Origin of the sequence: Rossellomorea aquimaris, from assembly GCF_001877785.1 — a bacterium.
Taxonomy (GTDB): Bacteria; Bacillota; Bacilli; order Bacillales; family Bacillaceae_B; genus Rossellomorea; species Rossellomorea aquimaris_A.
Window position 1 is genome coordinate 304,774 of the sequence record NZ_MINN01000117.1, and the last position, 20,824, is coordinate 325,597.

Consider the following 20,824-nt stretch of genomic DNA (forward strand, 5'->3'; position numbering starts at 1 on the left):
CCCTGGCTTCACTATCTCCCTGGCTTCAGAATACGGGACAAGGGACCTGTCCCCCCGTCCCCCTTCCCCATCACAACCCGCACCACTTCCTCCACAAATACCGGTGTTTTCACGAAGGCGCTTTTGATGTGAAGGCGTTCGGTCCGTTTGTGGGCGTCTTTGCCGAAGGGGCCGACGTTCAGGACGGGGCCTTCGAGTTTGTGCATTTCAGCGAACGGGATGGTGTAGGTGGTGTCCCACACCGGGGTGTTCTTTTCATAGACGGCCCAGCCTTTGTTTTCGTCCTTGTAGTTCACATAGCTCAAATCCGAGATTCCGTTAAAGTAATGGACCTGTTCGACCGGGAGTTCAAAGTGCTCCTTCCCCGATTTCACGAGCGCCGCCATACATTCTTCCACCAGTGGATGGCTGGACGTGTTCACGGGCGGATAATAAGGCGGGGTGAACATGATGACCATCGCCGGGGCGAGTTCCTGGCAGTTGATCATCAGGGTATCGGCGATGCGGAACGACTTTTCCCGGTCGTCCCCTTCATGGACCGCGATATCATGCTTGAGGGATTCGATATACTCCCGGCCGAGCTTCTTCTCCGCATAAGCCACAAGCTCAGAATAGCGGAGCACGCCTACTTCCCCCACCGACGGAATGCCTTCCCTTTCACACAGCTCGCGGTACCACTGATTGCACTCTGCCGCCGCGGACAGGGCGACCTGCTCGAATGCATTCATGACATCGGCAGCCGTCTTCTTCATCGTAAACACATTGTAGAGGGCAACGGTCCCGAACGGCGTCTGCGCTGAGTAGTTCAACCTGAGATCGTCCTGCTGCAGTGTCACCGGAAGCGGTGTCCCTTCGCCGAGATCGGCTTCCTTGAACATCGGATTCCATTCCATCTTCCTCGTCAAAAATGAAGCGATGAACGGTGAGGTGATCCCGCTGAGCGGCTCCCCCACATGCGTTTCCCTCCCATAGAACAAGGCGGAGGGCATGATTTTCCCGATTGTTCCCGAATAGACCTTATACGCCGTATCGGTCGGATTTTGGGAAAACACCGGCTCCCCGTTCAGGAACAACGTATAGTCAAAGCCGTGCTTCTCCTTCAATTCATTCAGGTAGACTACAGCAGCACGCATCCCTGAGGAATTCACTTCTTCATCCGGCACCGTCACCAGGACAAGATTGACCGGCCAGCCTTCATCGGCGGCTTTTTCAATGAGCTGCATGTGAATGGCCAGTCCTGCCTTCATGTCCATCGTCCCCCTGCCCCACAGGTAGTTCCCCGATTTCAGGTCCTCCTGTGCATCCGGGTAAAGCTCATCGATGTAGTTCTCAAGCTCCCTCGTCAACTGTTCGGGGCTGAAGGCGAGGGCTTCAAGTTCCCCGTATTCCTCCGTGCCGACTGTATCGAAATGACTGATCAGCACGATGGTCTTCTCCGCCTTCTCATGTTTATAAAGAGCCGTAAAAAAACGCCTGCCGTAATCTGCATCCCCGAGATGAAGATGAGCGGGGTTCTCACGGAAGTAAGGAACACCTTTCATCTTTTCATATACTTTCCCGGCAAATTCGATTTCCCCTTCTGTCAGCGTACGGCTGTGCCAGCCGACCAGTTCACAAAGCAGGGCCCGCAGCGAATCAGGTGTCCCCCACTGTCTCATGATAAAACCTCCTTATCTTGTAAAAACGATATATTCAGCCAGCTCTCCAGCCTGTTCATCGCTTCCTTCAATAATTCCATGCTGTAGGCAAACGAAATACGGATGTAGCCTTCCCCAAACTCTGTAAACGAGCTTCCGGGAACAACAGCCACCCGCGCTTCCTTTAAAAGCCGATTCGCAAATTCCAGCGAAGGCATGCCAAACTGTTTAATAGAAGGAAAAATATAAAAAGCCCCTGTCGGCATGACCACATCAAAGCCCATCAGCGTCAGCCGCCTGTAAACATAATCCCGTCTTTCCCTGTACGCGATATTCATCTGTGCCGGCACATGCCGGTTATTGTTCAATGCCTCGATCGCCGCGTATTGTCCAGGGACAGATGCACAGACACCGTTGTACAAATGGACTTTCAGGACATGCTCCATAATCGGAGCCGGCCCGAGGACATACCCGATTCTCCAGCCCGTCATCGAGTGGGATTTGGACAGGCCGTGGATGAGGAAAAGCCGCTCCTTCAATTGAGCATACGAGGCAAACGTATGATGCCCCCCTTCAAGCGTATTCTCACTGTAGATTTCATCCGAGACGATGTACACATCGTATTTTCCAATCAATGCAGCCAATTCGTCCATCTCCCCCTTATCAAGGGAAACCCCCGTAGGATTCGACGGATAATTGAATAGAATCGCCTTTGTTTTTCCCGTAATCAGGGCTTCCAGCTTTTCAGGGGAAGGTTTGAATTCCGTCAGGGAGGTGTCCAGATAGACCGCCTTCGCCCCGCACATCGTGATGATCGGCTCGTACCCTGAATAAAGCGGTGCGGGAAGGATCACCTCATCCCCTTTTTCCAAAATCGTCCTGAACACCGAATCCAGCGCTTCGCTTGCCCCGGTCGTCACGATAATTTCCGTTTCGGCTTCATAGTCAAGCTCATATGCCTCTGCAAAAAAATTCCTGATGGCCATTCGCAATTCGAGCAGACCCGCATTATGCGAGTAAATGGTCTGATTCGAAGCAATGGCAGAAATCCCGGCTTCCTTCACCGCTTCCGGTGTGGGAAAGTCAGGCTGGCCTATGGTCAAATTGATGGCATCCGGATAGTGGACGAGCTGATTGGAAAACTGACGGATACCCGGGATGACCAACCCTTGTGCTGCTGTATTGATGGATAACGACATAATCTTTCACACACCTTTCACCACGTAAACTACTTCATCAACCCCGGCAGCCATAGGGTATGCGGCGGGAAGAATGTAATGACAAGAAGACAAATGATCATCGACACCAGGAACGGAACGATCGCCCATGCAATTTTCTCAAACCGAACGCCGCCGACACTCGAAGCCACAAACAGATTCACCCCAAGAGGAGGGGTGATGAACCCGATGGCAAGATTGGCAACCAGGATGACGCCGAAATGGATAGGATCCACTCCCACGGCGGTCACGATCGGCAGCAGGATCGGCGTCAGCACGACCAGGGCGGAGATCGTATCGATAAACATCCCGACAACCAGCAGCAGGATGTTGATCGCAATCAGGATAATGAACGGATTCGTGGACAAGTCGGTCAAAAAGGCAGAGATATCGCTTGGAATCTGTTCCAGCGTCATGAAATATGCGAACGAAACGGAGAGACCGATGATGATCATCGTAGTCGCGTTGATGACCACCGCTTCACGGAAACATTCAAATACGGATGACCACGTCAGTTCCTTGTAGACGAAGAGACCGACTATCAGAGAATAGACCACGGCCACCACGGCGGCTTCCGTCGGGGAGAATACGCCCCCGTATATCCCTCCCAGAATGATGACCGGAATCAATAACGCCCACTTGGCATCGTTCGCCGCTTTCAGGACATCCTTAAAGCGAAACGGCATCGCGGCCTCCGGTTTGTAGCCCCTTTTCCGCGAAATGATATAGGCGGTAAACATTAAGCCCCCTCCAATCAAAAACCCTGGAAGAATCCCCGCAAGGAACATGCTGCCTACGGATACACCGCCGATGACACCGTACAGAACGAACGGGATGCTCGGGGGAATGATGACCCCGATCGACCCGGCGGATGCCGCTACGGCCGATGCAAAACCGCCTTCATATTTCCGGGCCATCATCGCAGGAATCATGAATCCGCCGATCGCTGCCACTGTCGCAGGACCTGAACCGGAAATCGCTGCAAAAAACATACATGCGACGATCGTTACCATCGAAAGCCCGCCCGTCATCCAGCCGACCATCGCGGTTGCCAGGTTCAACAGTCTCTGCGACACGCCGCCCTTCCCCATCAGGATTCCCGCAAGCATAAAGAAAGGGATCGCGAGCAGCGGGAAAGAATCCAATGACGTGAAGGCTTTCTGCGTGATGATATTCAAAGGGAGGGTCGAACCGAAATAAATCGCCACAAGCGATGAAACACCCAATGATATGGCAATCGGGACACCGATTAACAAACAGACGGCAAGTGAGCCGAATAACAAGGCTACGATCATACCCTCACCTCCCTTGAAGGCGGTTCATCGGCATTCCGCCAGATTCCCGCCAGCTGCTGGAGAAGTCTGAGCGCCATTCCCGCCCCTCCCAAAGGGATTGCAAGAAACGGCACCCACATCGGCAGCTGCATCGCCGGGGTGACCTGTCCGTTTTGGAGGCTCGCCAGAACGAGCTGCGTCCCAAAGACGGCAAGAAACAGCGCAAGCAGGAACCAGATGAGCAGAGCGGCCGTATCAATCACTTTCCTGGCCGTGCCTTTAAACAGTTCGATAAAGCTTTCGATGCGGATATGCTGTCTCTTTTTCACTGCATAACTTGCTCCGATCCACACTTGAAAGATATGTATATAACGGGCCATTTCCTCCGTCCAGCTCGGTGCAGAAGAGAACACATACCGTCCCACCACCTGGCTGAAAATGAGTGCCACCATCAGGGCAAGCGTCAAGACCAGTATCGTTTCTTCGAATACGTCGAATTTCTTTTTCATCTAAGAAGCCCCTTTCTAAGAAAAGCGCAAGCGCCTTGATCAGACCCGGCAAGCGCGGGAGGTCCCCCCTATGAAAACGCTCTTTGACTTCATAGGGCGGACCGGAACGTCTCGGGGGGCCAGGCGCCGGAGCTGGATCATTCTCGAATTTTTTTCTAAAAAAGCAAGGAATCAAAGTGAACCTTGATCCCTTGTTTCATCCCGGTGTCAGTTATTCGCTTCCAACGCCTTGTCCACTAAATCCTTGCCGATGCGTTCTACATATTTGTCGTAAACGGATGATGCCGCATCACGGAACTCATCCCTCTGAGCATCCGTTAATTCGTTCACCTTCATCCCGTTTTCCTTCAGCTTGTTCAGGAATTCCACATCCTGCTTCTGAGCCAGGCCGCGCTGCTCTTCCCGGTACTCCTCGGAGGCTTCGGTCACAAGCTTCTGCAAATCTTCAGGAAGATCATTATAGAAATCATTGTTCATCAACAAAGCCGTTGCCGCGTACACATGGCCCGTCATGGACAGATAATCCTGTACTTCATAAAATTTGTTCGTGTAATAAAGGGATACAGGACACTCCATCGCGTCGTATGTCCCTTGCTGGAGAGCCGTGTACAATTCACCGAATGCAAACGGCGATGCATTGGCGCCAAATGCTTTGAACGTATCGGTATGAAGAGGGTTTTCAAGTGTCCTGAATTTTTGTCCCGCTATGTCTTCAGGGCTTTCAATCGGCCCTTTGTTATTCGACATGTGGCGGAACCCGTTTTCCCCAAAGACAAGTCCCTTGATGTTGTTCTCTTCAAGATCCTTCATGAGCTCCTGCCCAAGTTCCCCGTCCAGTGCTTTATAAGCCGCTTCATTGTTGTTGAAAAGGAACGGAAGGTCGAACACCATGAACTTTTCGTTAAAAGAAGCAAGCGGAGCCACGGCAGGGATCGTCATTTCGATATTGCCCAATTGGACCGCCTCGATCGCTTCCCGGTCAGACCCATACAGCTGTCCGTTAGGATACAGTTCCACCTTGAGGCGGCCATCCGATTCTTTTTCAAGCTTTTCTTTAAATGTCACTGCGGCTACGTGGGACGACTGCTCTTCCGGTACAAGATGGGCAATCCGGATCGTATACGTTTTATCCCCGCTGCCGCTTCCAGATGAACTGCTTGGACGACCGCAAGCGGACATCATCAGTACAGCCATCACCAATAGAATCAAGTATTTTTTCATTTCGTTTCCTCCTCCAGATAATAGCCTTTCATTCTCCGTACAATATTCTTCATGTGACCGGTCATCTCCCTCTTGGCCTCTTCGATCGCACCGCTTTCCAATGCATTCACGATGCGTGTATGTTCTTCATATGCTTCCCTGGCACTTAACTGCAGCGTATGGGACAGTACCAGGAATGCCCTGTTCACCCCGGTATTGACGGAATGAATCAATGCCCTCAGCTTGGGGTTGGGGTTCGAACCGGCCAATAGCAGATGGAATTCCCGGTCGAGATCAATGAATTTTTCATAGGACCCGGCCCCTATTGCAGCTAATTGAGCATCCAGGTTCTCCCGTATCCCCTCAAGCACCTCACGATTCATTGGAAAAGTCGCTTCCAGGTTGTACACTTCCAGGAGCGTCCGGATCTCCATGAAATGCATCGCATCTTCCTCTGTAAAAGAGGCAACCGTCGCTATTTTCTGATCGGATACTTCGACCAGCCCTTCCCCCGCCAGCCTTGTGAGTGCCTCACGGACAGGTGTCCGGCTAATTCCGAATTCCTGTGCAAGCTTCTTTTCAGGAAGCTCCTCCCCCGGTGCCAGTTTCCCCGAGATGATGTCTTTCTTGATCAGGTTAAAGGCCTGTTCAGCCAGTGTTTCTTTTTTGATCACCCTCGGCAAGTGATTCCCTCCCTGTTCAACGGCAGGATAACCGTTTTATTTTTATAAGAATAAAAGTTGCATAGAGTATGTATATGGAATCTAAGGTGTGAGTCATTGTGAGAAAATGGACATGATGAGAGTTTTTCCTTGTGGTTTTAGTTCTTTTGTTGAAAATACTGGTGGGTTTTTCAGCATGATGTATGGTGGTATACCGTATACACCCATGATAATTTATGCTATTCTGTTTGTAAATATAAAATTTAGAATTTTTTAAAAATGAAGGGAGAAGCTGGATGAATATAGAATGGATAGGGAAACTCCAAGATTTGATAGGGGAAGAACGGGTCAATACGAGCGAAGGGGATCTGTTCCGGCACAGCCGGGACGAATCGTTTCACGAGCCGGTGCAGCCGGATACCGTGGTGTTTCCGGAATCGACGCAGATGGTCAGGGATATTGTAGAATTCGCGGGGGAGAATAAGCTCCCGATCACCGCTTACGGGGCGGGATCCGGGCTTGACGGAGCTGCCATCCCGGTTTCCAAAGGGATTTCCATGAATTTTGAATGGATGAAAGACGTCATCTCCTTCAATCCTGATGACTTGTCCATCACGGTCCAGCCCGGCATCACACGCCTCGAACTGAATCATGAAATCAACCGGCAGGGTCTCTATTTCCCGATCGACCCCGGGGCAGATGCCTCGATCGGCGGTATGACCGCAACGAATGCAAGCGGCACAACCGCGGTCCGCTACGGATCCATGCGCGATCAGATCTTGAACCTGGAAGTGGTGCTTGCAGACGGCCGCGTCATCAACACCGGCAGTTCAGCCAAAAAATCATCCAGCGGATATCATCTGAACGGCCTGTTCACCGGTTCGGAAGGGACACTCGGGATCATCACACAAATTACGCTCAAACTCCACGGCATCCCTGAACACGCGGTCGCAGCCCGCTGTACATTCGACACACCGAAACACTGCGCCGCAGCAGCCCAGGCGGTGCTTGCAAGCGGGATCCCCGTTCTGAGGATGGAGCTTGTTGATGCCCCGAGTATCAGACAAGTAAATGCATATGGGGATTATCGCTTTCCAGAAGAGCATTCCCTATTCTTCGAATTCGCCGGCACACAAACCTCCACCGAAGAAGAAGCGGTGTTTGTGGAAGAACTAATGCAGGATATGGGCTGCAGGAACTGGGAACGGGCAAGCGGATCTAAAGAACGGGCGGAGATTTGGAAAGCAAGGCACGAACTCTCCTACGCCTTCCGCCACATCAAGGGAACGGAGGTGATGGGATCCGACGTGTGCGTCCCCCTGTCAAAGCTCGCCGGCATGGTCGATTTCGCCCGCAGCGAAATCGAAGCATGCGGCCTCCTCGGCAGCGTCTTCGGCCATGTCGGAGACGGCAACTTTCACACCATCATTGTGTATGATCCCGCCATCCCTGAAGAGAAAGCGGCAGCCGAGAAGATAAATGAACAACTCATCCTGAAGGCAATCGAAGCCGGCGGAACATGCACAGGAGAACACGGCGTCGGACTTGGAAAGATGAAATATCAAAGAATGGAGCACGGGGAAGCAGTTGATGTCATGAGGTCGTTCAAACAACTGCTGGATCCGGAGGGACTCTTGAATCCGGGGAAGATATTTGATTAAGGGACCGGGGGACAGGTCCCTTGTCCCAGAATAATTGTCCAGTCCTTAGATAGGGACGAGGGACCTGTCCCCCTGTCCCCTTTCCCATGCGGCATCTTCTCCGCCTGGATCCACCCATACCTCTCCAGCCGCTTGATTGACAGCTGAATCCGCGATACAGAGTATCTGTCAACCTTATTCCCGCTATAAAACCATAGATAGTCTCTCAGATTCCCCAGCGATGCTATGTACTGACCCTTCTCCAGAAATCTTTCACCCTCATATCCCGCTTCTTCCTTCGAGTGCGTAAGAATCCATAAATAAATCCGCAGATCCTCGGTGTGACGAAAATTCGTTTCCTGAATCAATCCATTCGGTTCCAGGAACAGGGACAAGGGGACAGGTCCGTTGTCCCAACCTAAACGTCCATTCCTAATAACAGATGGGACGGGGTACCTGTCCCCTTGTCCCTCCCCTCTGTAAATGCCTTCAACTCCGCCTCCAGCTTGGCCTTCTCCGCTTCAAAATCGTCATCTTGAACCTCTTCCTCAGTACTCTCTCCATCCGTAAACCATTCCGGAAGTTTCTCCGTCCTCACCGGTTTCCTCCGCTGGCCAACCGTCTTCTCTTTGACGACCTTTTGAAACATCTTCATGAACTCTTTCTCCTCGGCACCTTTCACGTTCTTGACCCCTTCTTGTTCCCAATTCTTCAGGATTGCCTCCACATAACTCCAATACTGTTTCCCCTGTTCCACAGCCTTCTTCATCGCTTCGACCACCAGGCTGTCCGACAGCTTTGCACACCAGCCCCTGATTTTCTCTTCGATATGCGATCCCATCTTGCCAAATCCATTTTCCGTAAAAAAATTCAGTGCACCATCACGCGCGCTTTGTTGTTGTTTATTTTTTCTTTCTGAAGAACTCTCTGAAGATCTCTCTGTATACGTCCCCTCCCCCGCCGGATGTGCCCCTTCCTCCTGCCGGGACATGCCCTCCTCCGAAGCGTCCATGCCGGTACGTCCCAACGTATCATCAGGGCAAATGGAAACCAATTCACTGACATGGCATTTTCCGCTCATGAGCTTATTCACATTCCCGGCAACAGGCTGCACATACATGACATTACTCAGCACAATGCTCGACGTCGTAATCGTCCTGAACTCCCTGATCAGCAAATGATTCTCCACCAGGAAATCCACCGCTTCCTTCACCTGCCTCTTCGTAAACCCATATGTATCGGAAAATGCCTGGTAACTCTTCTGCAGCATATCTCCTTTAAACTTGGTCCGTGTCCCAATCACATCGCCGCTCTCGTCCCGGACAAGCGTCGGACGATACCAATACAGAATATCCGCCAGCAGCGTGATCGCCACAAAATGTGCCTTCCCGCTCGCAAACGTAATGTTCTTGTACCACAAATGAGGAACCAGATTCCCCTCGATTTTCATTTCCCCTACCTGATCGACTACTTTACATCCTGATCTCATAAAAAAATTCCACCCTTCTATATCTAGTCACTTACTAGGTATAAAGAAAGATGGAAAATGGACACCCTGTTATGAAATTATTTTAATTAAACGTTTATTTAATCTTTCAGATGGCTTTGCGTCGGGATTTTAAGAACTTAATCAAACGTTTGTTTAAATGGGACAAGGGGACAGGTTTACTGTCCCACTAAAATAATTGCACCACCCTAATGAGTGGGACAAGGGACCTGTCCCCCTGTCCCGATCTCCCCGTCCCGATCAGATCCTCAATTTATTCTTTTCATACAAATTCTTATATTTAGCAACGATTCTTTCTACTGTAAATCCGTATTCTTGATATAGATCCTGCGCCGGGCCTGAGGCTCCGAATTGATCGATGGTTACTGCTTCACCATAATCTCCGGTATATTCCCTCCAGCCGAGTGAGGAACCCATCTCAATTGCAAGACGTGTTTTAATGGCAGGATTCAGTACACTTTGTCTATATTCTTCTGATTGCTGCTCGAATCGATCCCAGCTTGGCATGCTCACTACGGAGACAGATAGGCCATCTTTTTCAAGTTCCTTTTGGACTTGGAGAGCAATCGAAACCTCTGAGCCTGATGCCAGTAATAAACCTGCAGCGTCTTCTTTGCCGCATACAATATAGGCACCTTTTCTTACTCCATCTCCCACTTCAGACTCATCATTTGCCAGTGTCGGCAAGTCTTGACGAGTAAGGACCAGGGCTGTTGGTCTGTCTTTACTTTCCATCGCAAGCTGCCATGCCGCAAGGGTCTCTTTCGCATCGGCCGGACGAATCATCGAGATTCCCGGCATTGCACGGAACGAAGCAAGCTGTTCAACCGGCTGGTGGGTTGGGCCATCCTCTCCCACAGCTATACTGTCATGCGTAAACACGTACGTAACCGGTAATTTCATCAGGGCAGCAAGCCTGATTGCTGGCCTTAAGTAATCTGAGAAAACAAAGAATGTTGCCCCAAATACTTTTAACCCGCCATGCAGGGCCATTCCATTAAGAGCTGCGCCCATTGCAAACTCACGGACCCCGAACCAGATATTCCGGCCGGCATAGCTTTCGATCCCAAAGTTTCGCTCAGTGTTCATCAGCGTTTTATTTGAACTGGCTAAATCGGCAGATCCACCTATAAACTGCGGCACCCTTTTCGCTATTTCATTCAGTATTTTCCCTGAGGAGGCTCTTGTCGCCATTTTCTCGCCGGTTTCAAATTCCGGCAGCGAATAGATCCCACTTTCTGAAAGATCACCTTTTAAAGCTGCCTCAAATTGCCGGGCCAGGTCCGGATATTGGTTGTTATACTCCTCGAACATCTCATTCCATCTTATTTCTTTTTCCTCACCTGACTCACTTAACTGATTAAAGTGCTTCGAAACTGATTCCGGAACATGGAAGGTTTCATCATACTCCCACGCATAGCTTTCCTTCGTCAATTTCACTTCTTCCTCACCAAGCGGAGCCCCATGCGAAGCAGATTTACCGGACTTATTAGGCGAACCGTAACCGATTCTTGTTTTAACCTCGATCAGCGTCGGTCTATTTTCTTCAAGCTTTGCTTCTTGAATAGCTCTTTGAATCTCAATAACATCATTACCATCTTCTACGCGCAATACCTGCCATCCGTATGCCTTGAACCTTTCCCCTGCATCTTCTGAGAATGAACGATCCAAGTCACCATCCAGTGAAATATCATTGGAGTCATACATGACGACTAATCTGCCCAGTTTAAGGTGACCGGCAAGCGACGCTGCCTCGGCAGATACTCCCTCCATCAGATCTCCATCACCACAAATGCTATACGTATAGTGATCTACAATATTGAAGTGATCCCTATTATACGTCTCAGCTAAATGCCGCTCGGCCATTGCCATCCCAACAGCCATGGCAATCCCTTGTCCCAGAGGGCCTGTAGTCGCTTCCACACCAGGGGTATGACCAAACTCCGGATGACCAGGGGTTCTACTGCCGAACTGCCTGAAATTCTTTAAATCATCCTTGGTCAATCCATAGCCAAATAAGTGCAATAAACTATACAGCAGCATGGAGCCATGCCCCGCAGATAAAATAAAACGGTCCCGGTTGAACCAGTTTGGATTATGAGGGTTATGATTCATCTCTTTTGCCCACAGCGTGTAGGCCATTGGAGCCGCACCCATCGGCATTCCGGGATGTCCCGAATTTGCTGCTTCAACAGCATCAATAGAAAGAGTACGGATTGTATTAATGGATAGCTGATCAATTAAACTGCTTGTCTTTGTTTGCATGCCTTCACTCCCAATCTCACATTTTATAACACTATATTATCAGCATAAAAACGCAAATTCAATTATAATTTGTGCGTTTTTATAATTGTTAATGAGTTTTTCAAGTTTTCTGATATGAGTGTAAGTAGTTAAAAATTACGAAGAAATATTACCGGCATACTAGATAATGTGGGGCAAAATTAACTTCGGAGCATAAGAAATGGGCTAGGATAAAAGTGTTTTAGCCTAAAAAACCCGAACTAATTCGCCTCTTATATGGCAAGTTAGTTCGGGTTTTGTTGATTAAATGTTACTTTTGGGTGTTAGCTTCTCTCCAGCGGTTGATTGGAGTGCAAGACGCAGACTCCTGCGGGAAGAGTAGCTTATGTGAGACCCCGCAGGAACGCAGTGACGAGGAGGCTCACGGGCTACCCGCGGAAAGCGTAGTCTTGCACGGAAATCATTAGCGGTGTTTAGAGACTACACTAAAATGTTTTTCAAAATACTCAACAACCCTCACTGCTCTTTCAAATCAATCAACAACTTAACAAGTTTCGGATCGCCGATATAATTCTCGATCGTGATGATTTCATTGTTTTCAAAAGAAAGCCGCGTTCGATCATAAAGGTTTTTATGAACGACAATGATGTCTGAATCACTTGGGACATCTTCAATTCTGTAGTGCTTCACTTCGATGCCCTCAATGTTCTCTTTTTGCAGCTTTTTCCTGAAGGTCGTTGCCCCTAAAGCACTGCTTCCGGCACCGGCATCACAGGCAAAAGAAATTTTATTTATTTTCTTTTCAACCGCGGCCTCAGGAACAGCAGGCTGATTAAAAACTTGTTTTCCTTCAGACTTCATCGTTTTAGACTTTTCAATGGACTCTGTCAAGGCAGCTTCATCGTCACCTTTACGGTCCAGCTTCAAGATAAGCGATGTCACAAGGAAGGAAACGACTGTTGCGACGATGACACCCAGTATGATGCCCAGGAAGTTCCCTTTAGGTGTTAATGCCAAATAGGCGAAAATCGAACCCGGACTCGGGCCGGCCACCAGACCGGAATTGAACAGCTGGAACGTAGCGATTCCAGACATCCCGCCGGCGATCATACCAAGGATTGTAAGTGGTTTCATTAATACGTACGGGAAGTACAATTCATGGATACCGCCAAAGAAGTGGATGATGATTGCACCAGGTGCAGTCCGTCTGGAAATTTTGTTCCCAAATACAGTAAAAGCCAGAAGCAGACCCAGGCCTGGTCCAGGGTTGGACGCTACAGTAAAGTAGATGGATTTACCCGCTTCAAGTGTTTCCTGCATACCAAGAGGATAATAGATCCCCTGGTCGATCACATTATTTAAAAACAGAACTTTCGCCGGTTCATTTACAAGAGACAGCAATGGCAGGAAACCGGTTTCGACCAATGCCTCAATCGCAGCCGTAACCATTTCGTTAGCCGCTTCGATCACCGGCCCTATCACTGTATAAGAAAGAAGTAATAATAAAAATCCTAAAATACCAATCGAGAAGTTGTTAATGACCATTTCAAATCCGGCAGGTATTTTATTTTCCAGCAGCTTATCAAATCGTTTGATCACCAAGCCGCCAAGAGGCCCGATAATCATTGCACCCAAGAACATCGGGATATCAGAACCGATAATTAATCCGATTGCCCCGATCGACCCCATTACGGCACCTCTTTGCCCGCCTACCATTCTTCCGCCGGTATAAGCTAAGAGAAGCGGCAATAAGAACGTAATGGTCGGTCCGACCAATTCTGCAAGATATTCATTAGGCACCCAGCCTGTGGGTATGAATAGCGCTGTCAGGATCCCCCATGCGATGAAGGCGCCGATATTAGGCAGCACCATATTGGTCAGGAATCCACCCATTGCCTGTATTTTCGCACGGGCTGACGGCTTTGATACAGAAGTCTGTTCCACAACACTTTCAGTTGACATACAATTCCCATCCCTTCTATTTAGATGTAATAAAATTGCATTCGTAACCCCAAAGTAAAGTAATCCGATTAAACTTTGGAGAGGAAAAACCCTTTTTTATAAAAAATTACTCAACATCCCTGATCAGCCTGAGGATTTCGTCCTTGCTTTCAGCATTCTCCAAGCTGGTCTTAACATCTTCATCCGCCAACACAGAAGACAGGTCCGAGATTAAATCCAGATGACCTGAACTGTCGGTTGCTGCTAAAACAAGCACAAGATTGACTTCCTTATCTTCCGGATAAAGGACCGGCTTATTCAGCTTCAACAAGGAGACCCCATTCTCTTTCACACCGCCTTTATTCTGGGCATGCGGCATGGCGATCCCTGGTACAATCACGATATAGGGACCAAATTCGTGGATATTATTGATCATATCCTCGACATAACTTTCATCGATATTCCCTTGAGTCAATAAAGGCTCGGCAGCCGCCTTGACTGACTCCTCCCAAGATGATACTGAATCCATGAAGTTGATCGTGTTCTCTAGATAATTACTGAGCATCGTTCCAATTCCTTTCTTTAGTCAATTAATACAGACGTTACATTTTCTTTCAATTTAAAATAATTCTCTTTTAAACTAGTAAGAATCCTATCATCCGTTATTCCAGTATAATGTCTGATTGCCTGTTCTACGCCGTGTTCACGGATGAAATCCTGCAATGCGGCAGATTCCCCGTCTTGAGGATCATCATAGATAAAACCGGCAGAAATGGCTACAGCCAAATAATCACTTGGCAAGTCCAGCTCTGACAGCTCCCGCATCGGCTTCACCAAACGTTCATCATACCCCAGTTTCCTGATAGGGGATCTTCCTACTCGGAAAATATTATCACTAATATTCTGATTTTTAAATCGAATTATTGTTTTTTTAATATAATTTTTCATTTCTTCCTGGCTGACGTTGTGTTTCTTTAAGAAGTATTGAGCTGTTTCATTCATGACTCCTCTGACAAACTGCTCAATTTCAGGCCTCTGAAGCGCACTCTGGATGGTTGATTCATTGTAAAGATAGCCAATATAGGCGGTTGCTGCATGCCCCATATTCACTACAAATAGCTTTCTTTCAATATAGGGTTTTAATTCTTCAACATATGTCGCCCCTTCTATTGAAGGGAGTTCATGATTGGCCAGTTCCTTTTGGTTGATCACCCACTCATACACAGGTTCAACAATCGCAATTTGATCCTGCTCATCTTCCCTCGACAGCGCAAGCCGGTCTATTGAAGCGTTTGGAAAGCCGGCCAATGTCAGAATCTCATCCATCTCTCCCGGCGCAACCAGTTTCTCTATTTCAGATTTCAAAGTTGAAGATGCGTTTATCGCATTTTCATTCGCAATAATGTCCAGCTTGTTTTTGTTCTTTTTTATCCTTCTCAAAAGCCCTTGGGATAATACAGGTGCAATCCGGGACAGATTATTGACCCCGACTGAGGTTGTAATGATATCTGCATTCTCGATTTGTTCAATGACTTCTTCTGCTTGAGTTAAACTGTTCAACGCTGAAACAGGAGAGATGGATTCGACTGTACGGGCATCATCCAGGATTTCAACAAGGTATCGATTATTCTGGTTGAATTGATCAACTGCTTTTTGATCAACATCGACAAAACAAACCTCGTATCCTGTTTTGTTAAGGAAATACCCGATAAATCCCTTTCCTATATTTCCGGCCCCAAAATGAAGTGCTCTCATCTTTCTCCTCCTCTAAAAAAACGATTCACTATTCCAAATTGGCGTGATACTTCCACAGACTAGGCATGTCTATATTTTGTTCGCGGATCAGCATCAAGGCAATGGAATCGCCCAACAATAGCAGGCTCTGTTCAAATAAACTCGTCATCGGCTGAACAGAAGGAATTTCATTAGGCAAATGCAGTTTCGTACGGACTGGAATCCTTACAAAATGATCACTGTATTCCTTCATGGAGCAGTCCGGGTTTGCCCCGATATGTGCGACCCTTGCATGATATTGCTTTGCTTTTTTAGCAATAATCAGCGGGAATGCAGATTCTCCGCTTCCTGAACCCACTATCAACAAATCATTTTCAGTGATTGCCGGTTCGGTGATCTGCCCTACCACATACGTATCGATACCAAGGTGGGCCAATCGTTTAGCAACCGCTTCCAAAGATAGAAGAACTCTTCCCACTCCCACAAAAAATACTTTTTCTGCTTTTTTGATCTCCGCTACTAATCCCGCTACACTCTCACTGTCAACCTGGCCTAATGTATTGGATATCTCATGTGCAATTTCATTTTGAACCTGATGATAACTCATTATCTCACTGCCTCCCCTAAAGAAATCCCCTCGGCTATACGCTGCTCCATGATCTGTTTATTTTCGGCCAGACTATTTCCCTTGACGAATAAACTTGTGCTCCCCGCCACCAGGATATCCGCACCGGCTTCCACTAAGGCAGGAATCGTATCCAAGGACACCCTTCCATCTACCTCTATCCTCGTTTTCAATCCGGATTCTTCAATCGTTTGATAGAGGTCCTTTACCTTTTTCACTGCATAAGATATCTGTTTTTCTGCCTTATCCGTTGCAAAGCCGGGATTGATCAGCATTAATAAAACGGTGTCGCATTGAGGAAGGACATAATCCAGAACCGATAACGGGGTTGCCGGGTTCAGGGCTACACCAACTTTTGCTCCGCTGTTTCTGATTAAATTGATATAACGGTCGATATGCACGCTGCTCTCGATATGGAATGTTATCTGTTCGACACCAATATCAATCATCTCTTGTATGAAAAACTCATTGTCATTTGCCATGATGTGCACATCAAAATCCATATTCGTGATTTTCCTCAATTGTTTAACGGTGTCGATTCCAAGCGGCATGCTGGGACTGAATGAACTGTCGATGATATCTATGTGCAGCGTGTCTATTCCCGCGTTTTCAATCTCTCTTACACTCTTCTCCAAATTCAGCAGGTCCGCACACATGATGGATGGAGAAATCGTTATCTTTCTATTTTGCATGTTAATGCCTCCTTCTTCTGTTTTTTATCATTATAAAGCGATTACAAACAAAAGTAAATACATAAACTGCACGTTTATATTAAATTAATGCATGTTTATAATTGTTTGGTGTAATTTCCATTAGTTGTGGTACTATTTAAATATAAAGATAAAATCCATATATAAATAAGGGTGAAAACCATTGCTAAAACTTGAACGTCAACAAAAAATTCTGGAAATATTGAATGAAGAGCAAAAAGTGATCGCAACCGACCTAAGCCAGCGACTTGCCGTTTCAGAAGATACCATTCGCAGGGATTTGAAAGAACTCGACAATAAAGGATTGATCAAGAGGGTTCACAGCGGAGCGTTACGGATCGGCCCGCCGGTAGTGGATTTCACCACCAGGCAGCACGTAATGAATGAAGTGAAAATGGATCTGGCAAAGAAAGCATTAGAATTTATAAGAGATGATATGGTTCTATTGATAGACGGAGGAACGACAAATCTGCACCTCGTCAACCAGCTGCCGTTAACGTTAAAAGCAACAGTCGTCACAAATAGTCCTCCGATTGCCAATGCTTTAATGAATCATCATGATATTGAAGTGATCATGATCGGCGGCACTCTGTTTAAAGAATCGATGGTGAACCTAGGGATTGATACGGTGGAGTCATTAAATAATCTGAGGGCCGACTTATACGTAATGGGAATCCATAAAATCGATCCCAATATCGGAATCAGTGTTCCCAGCTTAGCCGAAGCCGCGGTTAAAAGAAAAATGGTATCCATATCAAATGAAGTACTCGGCATGGTGACATCCGATAAATTAAATACGTTCTCTAATCACATCGTCTCTCCTCTAAACGTTTTAACCTATCTGATCACAGATACGATCCAGCCTGAAATCACGAGATTGTATGAGAGTCAGCAGATAACGGTGATCAATGATTAAAGTTAAAACGGGGACGGTTCCCACTCTACCGAGCGGGAACCGTCCCCGTTTAATTCGATTAACTTGTCTGGTTTCCAAAAGAAGGAAAACGCAAAGCCGGGTCAGATGGTCTTAAAACCGCTGTTCCCGGCCCCGCGGTTGTCTGGAAACAGGAAGCACCGGTGCTGATCTACCGCTTCCTTTCACGAAGGGCTTTTTCACGTCCCGATGATCAAACTTTTAAAAACAATAAATCAACCTATATCACGGCCAGTCCAGCCTTCTTATTGTGGAAAAAAGCTAAGGGGGGTCACACGGCTCATCCTTTTCTTCTGAACCATGGGGACAAGGAGTCATAGGAAAAGGTACAGTAACCCAACTATATTTTCAAAGCGGGTCACTGCACCTGCACTCTTCCGGTTCACCTTTAGCCAAACAACACCGATTACACGATTTCTAATGAATCATTATGTGTGTTGACAATTAAATCGTCTGGATATTTAAATCGTCTGGATATTGCGCGTCATTGGCAAGTACTTGAGTTTCGTTTGTTCCTCCATAAGAAGCAAGAGCGATCAATGCAGTTAGAGTGATTAGTAGTTTTTTCATATTTAGAACTTCCTTTCTATATTTCAATGTAGTTTAACAAATAGTGAGTAGCCTTTTTATACATCTTTTTTTCTTTATATATTTTTACAACTTCAAGTAAAAAGTGTTTATAATCATCTTTGTCACCACGGGTGCTGAAATATTCCAAAGCAGTATTTTCTAGAAAAGTGAGGGTTTCATTTTGGGTTGAATTCGTGGAGAATTTGTAATTTAAGTAAGTGAATTTTATTTGATATTCTTTTTTGTCCAATTCTTCAGACATTCTGATTCCTTCTTGAATTGCATGGTTAACCTCTGTTTCGTCACCCATATTTAAATGTAAGAAAGCTTGTACATAGACGTAATAAGTAATCAAATAATCTACGCTGACTCCGATGCTTTTCCCCTTCATTTCTAATGTTTCCAAAAGAATGTTATATGATTGTTGGTACCTCTCTTTCTTAAAATAGGCATATCCCAGATTATGTTTCAGCATAGCGACGGTATTGACTTCTTTTTTCAGTTTCTTTGCCTGCTGCAGCAAGACTTCGATTTTTTCTATTGATAGGTCATATTCACCAAGCAGGATATAATTGATTGAAATGATGATATTTATTTTAAATAATTTATTATAATCTATTAAATCGCTGTATAAGACCTCAGCCTTATGCAGATACTCAAACGAGCTGATATAATTCCCAAGGCGGCTTTGTACGATTCCGAGCAGATAATACAAATCAGGTTCATTGATTTTGAGTTCTTGATCCAAATCAATTGCCTCATGCAAATGATGCTCAGCCTTTTTCAACATATCCCGCTCTCTGTACAGGTAACCTGAAAACTTATGGTAAAAATACAATTGCTTTGGTGTAAACAAGTCTATTTTTTGATCTATATCTTTATGTATTTTGATGGATTCTCCCACATCTTTCTTCTGGATAAAATATCTTAGTTTAAATAATTCAAAAAATATCGCAGTTTCATAGTTGCTGCTGTAACGAATCTTTTTTTGTACGTTGTTGTATAATTCAGCACACTGACTTAAGTCCTCCTCACAGACCTTTTCGTACCATTCAAAAAGCAAGTCTAATAATTCTTCACTGTCACTAGTCAGATCCTCTTGGGAAATACCCAATCTGGAACATAGTAAGTTTAGTGTTTCATCATTAATTTGCGAATCTAATTTCCCGTTTTCAAGTTTACTAAGATAAGTAATTGAGCATATACCATTCGAAAGTTCTTCTTGTGTTAATCCACTTTCTTTTCGTTTGAATTTTATGGCTTTTCCTATGTTCATATTATCCTCACTCTGTGAATTGGTTAGGATAATCTTACCATAATTGGGAATAAAATAACTGGGTACAAACTACTGTTTTTTGTCTGCTTTACGTCCATCATATAGATTTTAACGATTTCGTTCTTTTCAGACTCTACTATTGATCCCAGTGTGTAAAGCTGCAAATTATGCGAAAAGATCCTTGTCAGTAAACCATTACTATAGCAACGACATAATTATCTTTGTGCGAAAAACTTAATTTGATATTTTTGTATCCCATTTTCTTCAATCTGCTTTTGCCATTGTTATGGAGCTCAATACGGGGTTTTGATCCTTTCTCCCCTATTATCTCTATGTCTTTCCATTTAATATTGTCCTTGCTTATAAAACCTGTCCCTAAAGCTTTTGCTGCTGCCTCTTTAGCACAAAACCTGCTTGCATAATACTCTCCCTGTTTCCCGGGGGCTAATCTGTCAGCACTGGAGATTTCTCTTTCAGTGAACAAGAAGTCCATATATTTTCTATTTTTCACTATTTTTGATAGGCTGCTTTCAAGTGTGAAATCTATTCCTACTTCCATCTTTCACCTGCTCATCACTTCTTTGAATTTTGAATTCAGCTGCTTGTTTTTCTTTGCTTTTTCCTTCCCAAGTAATTCATGCTCTTCCTTCGTTTGCGTCCACATATAGGCATTCCTTACTTTCCCGGCTGTAAAAGAATCCCCCTTTATTTTGATAGCCAAACCGTCAAGTGAAACTTTCGAGCGCAGAAGTTCATTACCTTCCAGAATTTGATTGAGGACAGTTTTCATATTTAATTGATCATAAAGATAATCGTACATCTTCACTAACGCCAGTAAACCGTATCCAATTCTATATTCCGGTAATATTCCTATTGAAAGTTCGCATGTCCTGTTGATCCAGTCAATGCTTGATATCCAGCAATATCCCACGATTTTATTTTTGTTTGTTTTTATCACATAATATCTTTTAGAGTCTTGATTATTCTCGATACTATCTTCATGAAGCTCTCTTATTTTATTTCTGTCAAATTGCATTGAAAGATGATTTAGGTTTTTCTGAATGTGGTAATCATATAAAAGGGAGATTCTATCTTCAATGTGCTCATGTTCGAAATGTTCAATAAATATACCTTGTAACATTGC

At 46.0% G+C, this 20,824-nt stretch carries 20 protein-coding genes; 2 read left to right on the forward strand and 18 right to left on the reverse strand.

Annotation, left to right across the window (positions count from 1 at the left end; genetic code table 11):
* Positions 1-11: 11 nt before the first annotated feature.
* From BHE18_RS18110 to BHE18_RS18135, 6 genes are all read right to left on the reverse strand, one after another.
* Positions 12-1,658 carry a M20/M25/M40 family metallo-hydrolase gene (locus BHE18_RS18110; RefSeq protein ID WP_071619904.1) on the reverse strand — a complete coding sequence of 549 codons (1,647 nt, stop codon included), beginning with the start codon at positions 1,656-1,658 and terminating at the stop codon, positions 12-14.
* The gene (locus BHE18_RS18115; RefSeq protein ID WP_071619905.1) at positions 1,655-2,836 is read right to left on the reverse strand and encodes an aminotransferase class I/II-fold pyridoxal phosphate-dependent enzyme; all 1,182 of its coding nucleotides are present in this window, start codon (positions 2,834-2,836) and stop codon (positions 1,655-1,657) included. The genes BHE18_RS18110 and BHE18_RS18115 overlap by 4 nt, the downstream gene beginning before the upstream one ends.
* A gap of 29 nt (positions 2,837-2,865) precedes the next feature.
* Positions 2,866-4,149 carry a TRAP transporter large permease gene (locus BHE18_RS18120; RefSeq protein WP_071619906.1) on the reverse strand — a complete coding sequence of 428 codons (1,284 nt, stop codon included), beginning with the start codon at positions 4,147-4,149 and terminating at the stop codon, positions 2,866-2,868.
* Complete coding sequence (locus BHE18_RS18125; RefSeq protein ID WP_071619907.1) at positions 4,146-4,637, reverse strand: TRAP transporter small permease; 492 nt, start codon at positions 4,635-4,637, stop codon at positions 4,146-4,148. Before BHE18_RS18125 ends, BHE18_RS18120 begins: the two co-directional genes overlap by 4 nt.
* A gap of 207 nt (positions 4,638-4,844) precedes the next feature.
* On the reverse strand, positions 4,845-5,858 hold the full coding sequence (locus tag BHE18_RS18130) for a TRAP transporter substrate-binding protein (RefSeq protein ID WP_071619908.1): 1,014 nt from the start codon (positions 5,856-5,858) through the stop codon (positions 4,845-4,847).
* On the reverse strand, positions 5,855-6,511 hold the full coding sequence (locus BHE18_RS18135) for a GntR family transcriptional regulator (protein WP_235860375.1): 657 nt from the start codon (positions 6,509-6,511) through the stop codon (positions 5,855-5,857). Before BHE18_RS18135 ends, BHE18_RS18130 begins: the two co-directional genes overlap by 4 nt.
* 284 nt (positions 6,512-6,795) lie before the next feature.
* On the opposite strand from BHE18_RS18135, the gene BHE18_RS18140 reads away from it, so the two are divergent.
* Positions 6,796-8,160 (forward strand): FAD-binding oxidoreductase, encoded by a 1,365-nt coding sequence (locus tag BHE18_RS18140; RefSeq protein WP_071619910.1) that lies wholly within the window; start codon positions 6,796-6,798, stop codon positions 8,158-8,160.
* Here the strand turns inward: BHE18_RS18140 and BHE18_RS18145 are convergent.
* From BHE18_RS18145 to BHE18_RS18180, 8 genes are all read right to left on the reverse strand, one after another.
* Complete coding sequence (locus tag BHE18_RS18145; protein WP_141771931.1) at positions 8,157-8,507, reverse strand: hypothetical protein; 351 nt, start codon at positions 8,505-8,507, stop codon at positions 8,157-8,159. The genes BHE18_RS18140 and BHE18_RS18145 overlap by 4 nt on opposite strands.
* A gap of 50 nt (positions 8,508-8,557) precedes the next feature.
* On the reverse strand, positions 8,558-9,628 hold the full coding sequence (locus BHE18_RS18150) for a DnaD domain-containing protein (RefSeq protein ID WP_071619912.1): 1,071 nt from the start codon (positions 9,626-9,628) through the stop codon (positions 8,558-8,560).
* Between the two features lie 258 nt (positions 9,629-9,886).
* On the reverse strand, positions 9,887-11,911 hold the full coding sequence (tkt, locus tag BHE18_RS18155; protein WP_071619913.1) for a transketolase: 2,025 nt from the start codon (positions 11,909-11,911) through the stop codon (positions 9,887-9,889).
* A 495-nt stretch (positions 11,912-12,406) separates the two neighbouring features.
* On the reverse strand, positions 12,407-13,852 hold the full coding sequence (locus tag BHE18_RS18160) for a PTS mannitol transporter subunit IICB (protein ID WP_171910745.1): 1,446 nt from the start codon (positions 13,850-13,852) through the stop codon (positions 12,407-12,409).
* 106 nt (positions 13,853-13,958) lie between these two features.
* Positions 13,959-14,396, reverse strand: coding sequence for a PTS sugar transporter subunit IIA (locus tag BHE18_RS18165; RefSeq protein ID WP_071619914.1), 438 nt, complete (start codon positions 14,394-14,396; stop codon positions 13,959-13,961).
* A gap of 17 nt (positions 14,397-14,413) precedes the next feature.
* A complete protein-coding gene (locus tag BHE18_RS18170) occupies positions 14,414-15,586 on the reverse strand; it encodes a mannitol-1-phosphate 5-dehydrogenase (RefSeq protein ID WP_071619915.1) in 1,173 nt (390 codons plus the stop codon).
* A gap of 28 nt (positions 15,587-15,614) precedes the next feature.
* Positions 15,615-16,172 (reverse strand): 6-phospho-3-hexuloisomerase, encoded by a 558-nt coding sequence (hxlB, locus tag BHE18_RS18175; RefSeq protein ID WP_071619916.1) that lies wholly within the window; start codon positions 16,170-16,172, stop codon positions 15,615-15,617.
* Positions 16,172-16,882, reverse strand: coding sequence for a ribulose-phosphate 3-epimerase (locus tag BHE18_RS18180; protein ID WP_071619917.1), 711 nt, complete (start codon positions 16,880-16,882; stop codon positions 16,172-16,174). Before BHE18_RS18180 ends, hxlB begins: the two co-directional genes overlap by 1 nt.
* Positions 16,883-17,063: 181 nt before the next feature.
* Here BHE18_RS18180 and BHE18_RS18185 point away from each other — a divergent pair, with 181 nt between their 5' ends.
* Positions 17,064-17,816, forward strand: a complete 753-nt coding sequence (locus tag BHE18_RS18185) for a DeoR/GlpR family DNA-binding transcription regulator (protein WP_071619918.1) — start codon at positions 17,064-17,066, stop codon at positions 17,814-17,816.
* Positions 17,817-18,278: 462 nt separating this feature from the next.
* On the opposite strand, the gene BHE18_RS23805 is transcribed toward BHE18_RS18185, so the two are convergent.
* The 4 genes from BHE18_RS23805 to BHE18_RS18200 form a co-directional block, all read right to left on the reverse strand.
* Entirely contained in the window at positions 18,279-18,404 is a 126-nt protein-coding gene (locus tag BHE18_RS23805; protein ID WP_268876376.1) for a hypothetical protein, read from the reverse strand.
* Between the two features lie 16 nt (positions 18,405-18,420).
* Positions 18,421-19,680 carry a helix-turn-helix domain-containing protein gene (locus BHE18_RS18190; RefSeq protein ID WP_071619919.1) on the reverse strand — a complete coding sequence of 420 codons (1,260 nt, stop codon included), beginning with the start codon at positions 19,678-19,680 and terminating at the stop codon, positions 18,421-18,423.
* A 184-nt stretch (positions 19,681-19,864) separates the two neighbouring features.
* On the reverse strand, positions 19,865-20,239 hold the full coding sequence (locus BHE18_RS18195) for a holo-ACP synthase (protein WP_071619920.1): 375 nt from the start codon (positions 20,237-20,239) through the stop codon (positions 19,865-19,867).
* A gap of 3 nt (positions 20,240-20,242) precedes the next feature.
* Positions 20,243-20,821 carry a GNAT family N-acetyltransferase gene (locus tag BHE18_RS18200; RefSeq protein ID WP_071619921.1) on the reverse strand — a complete coding sequence of 193 codons (579 nt, stop codon included), beginning with the start codon at positions 20,819-20,821 and terminating at the stop codon, positions 20,243-20,245.
* Positions 20,822-20,824: the final 3 nt, after the last annotated feature.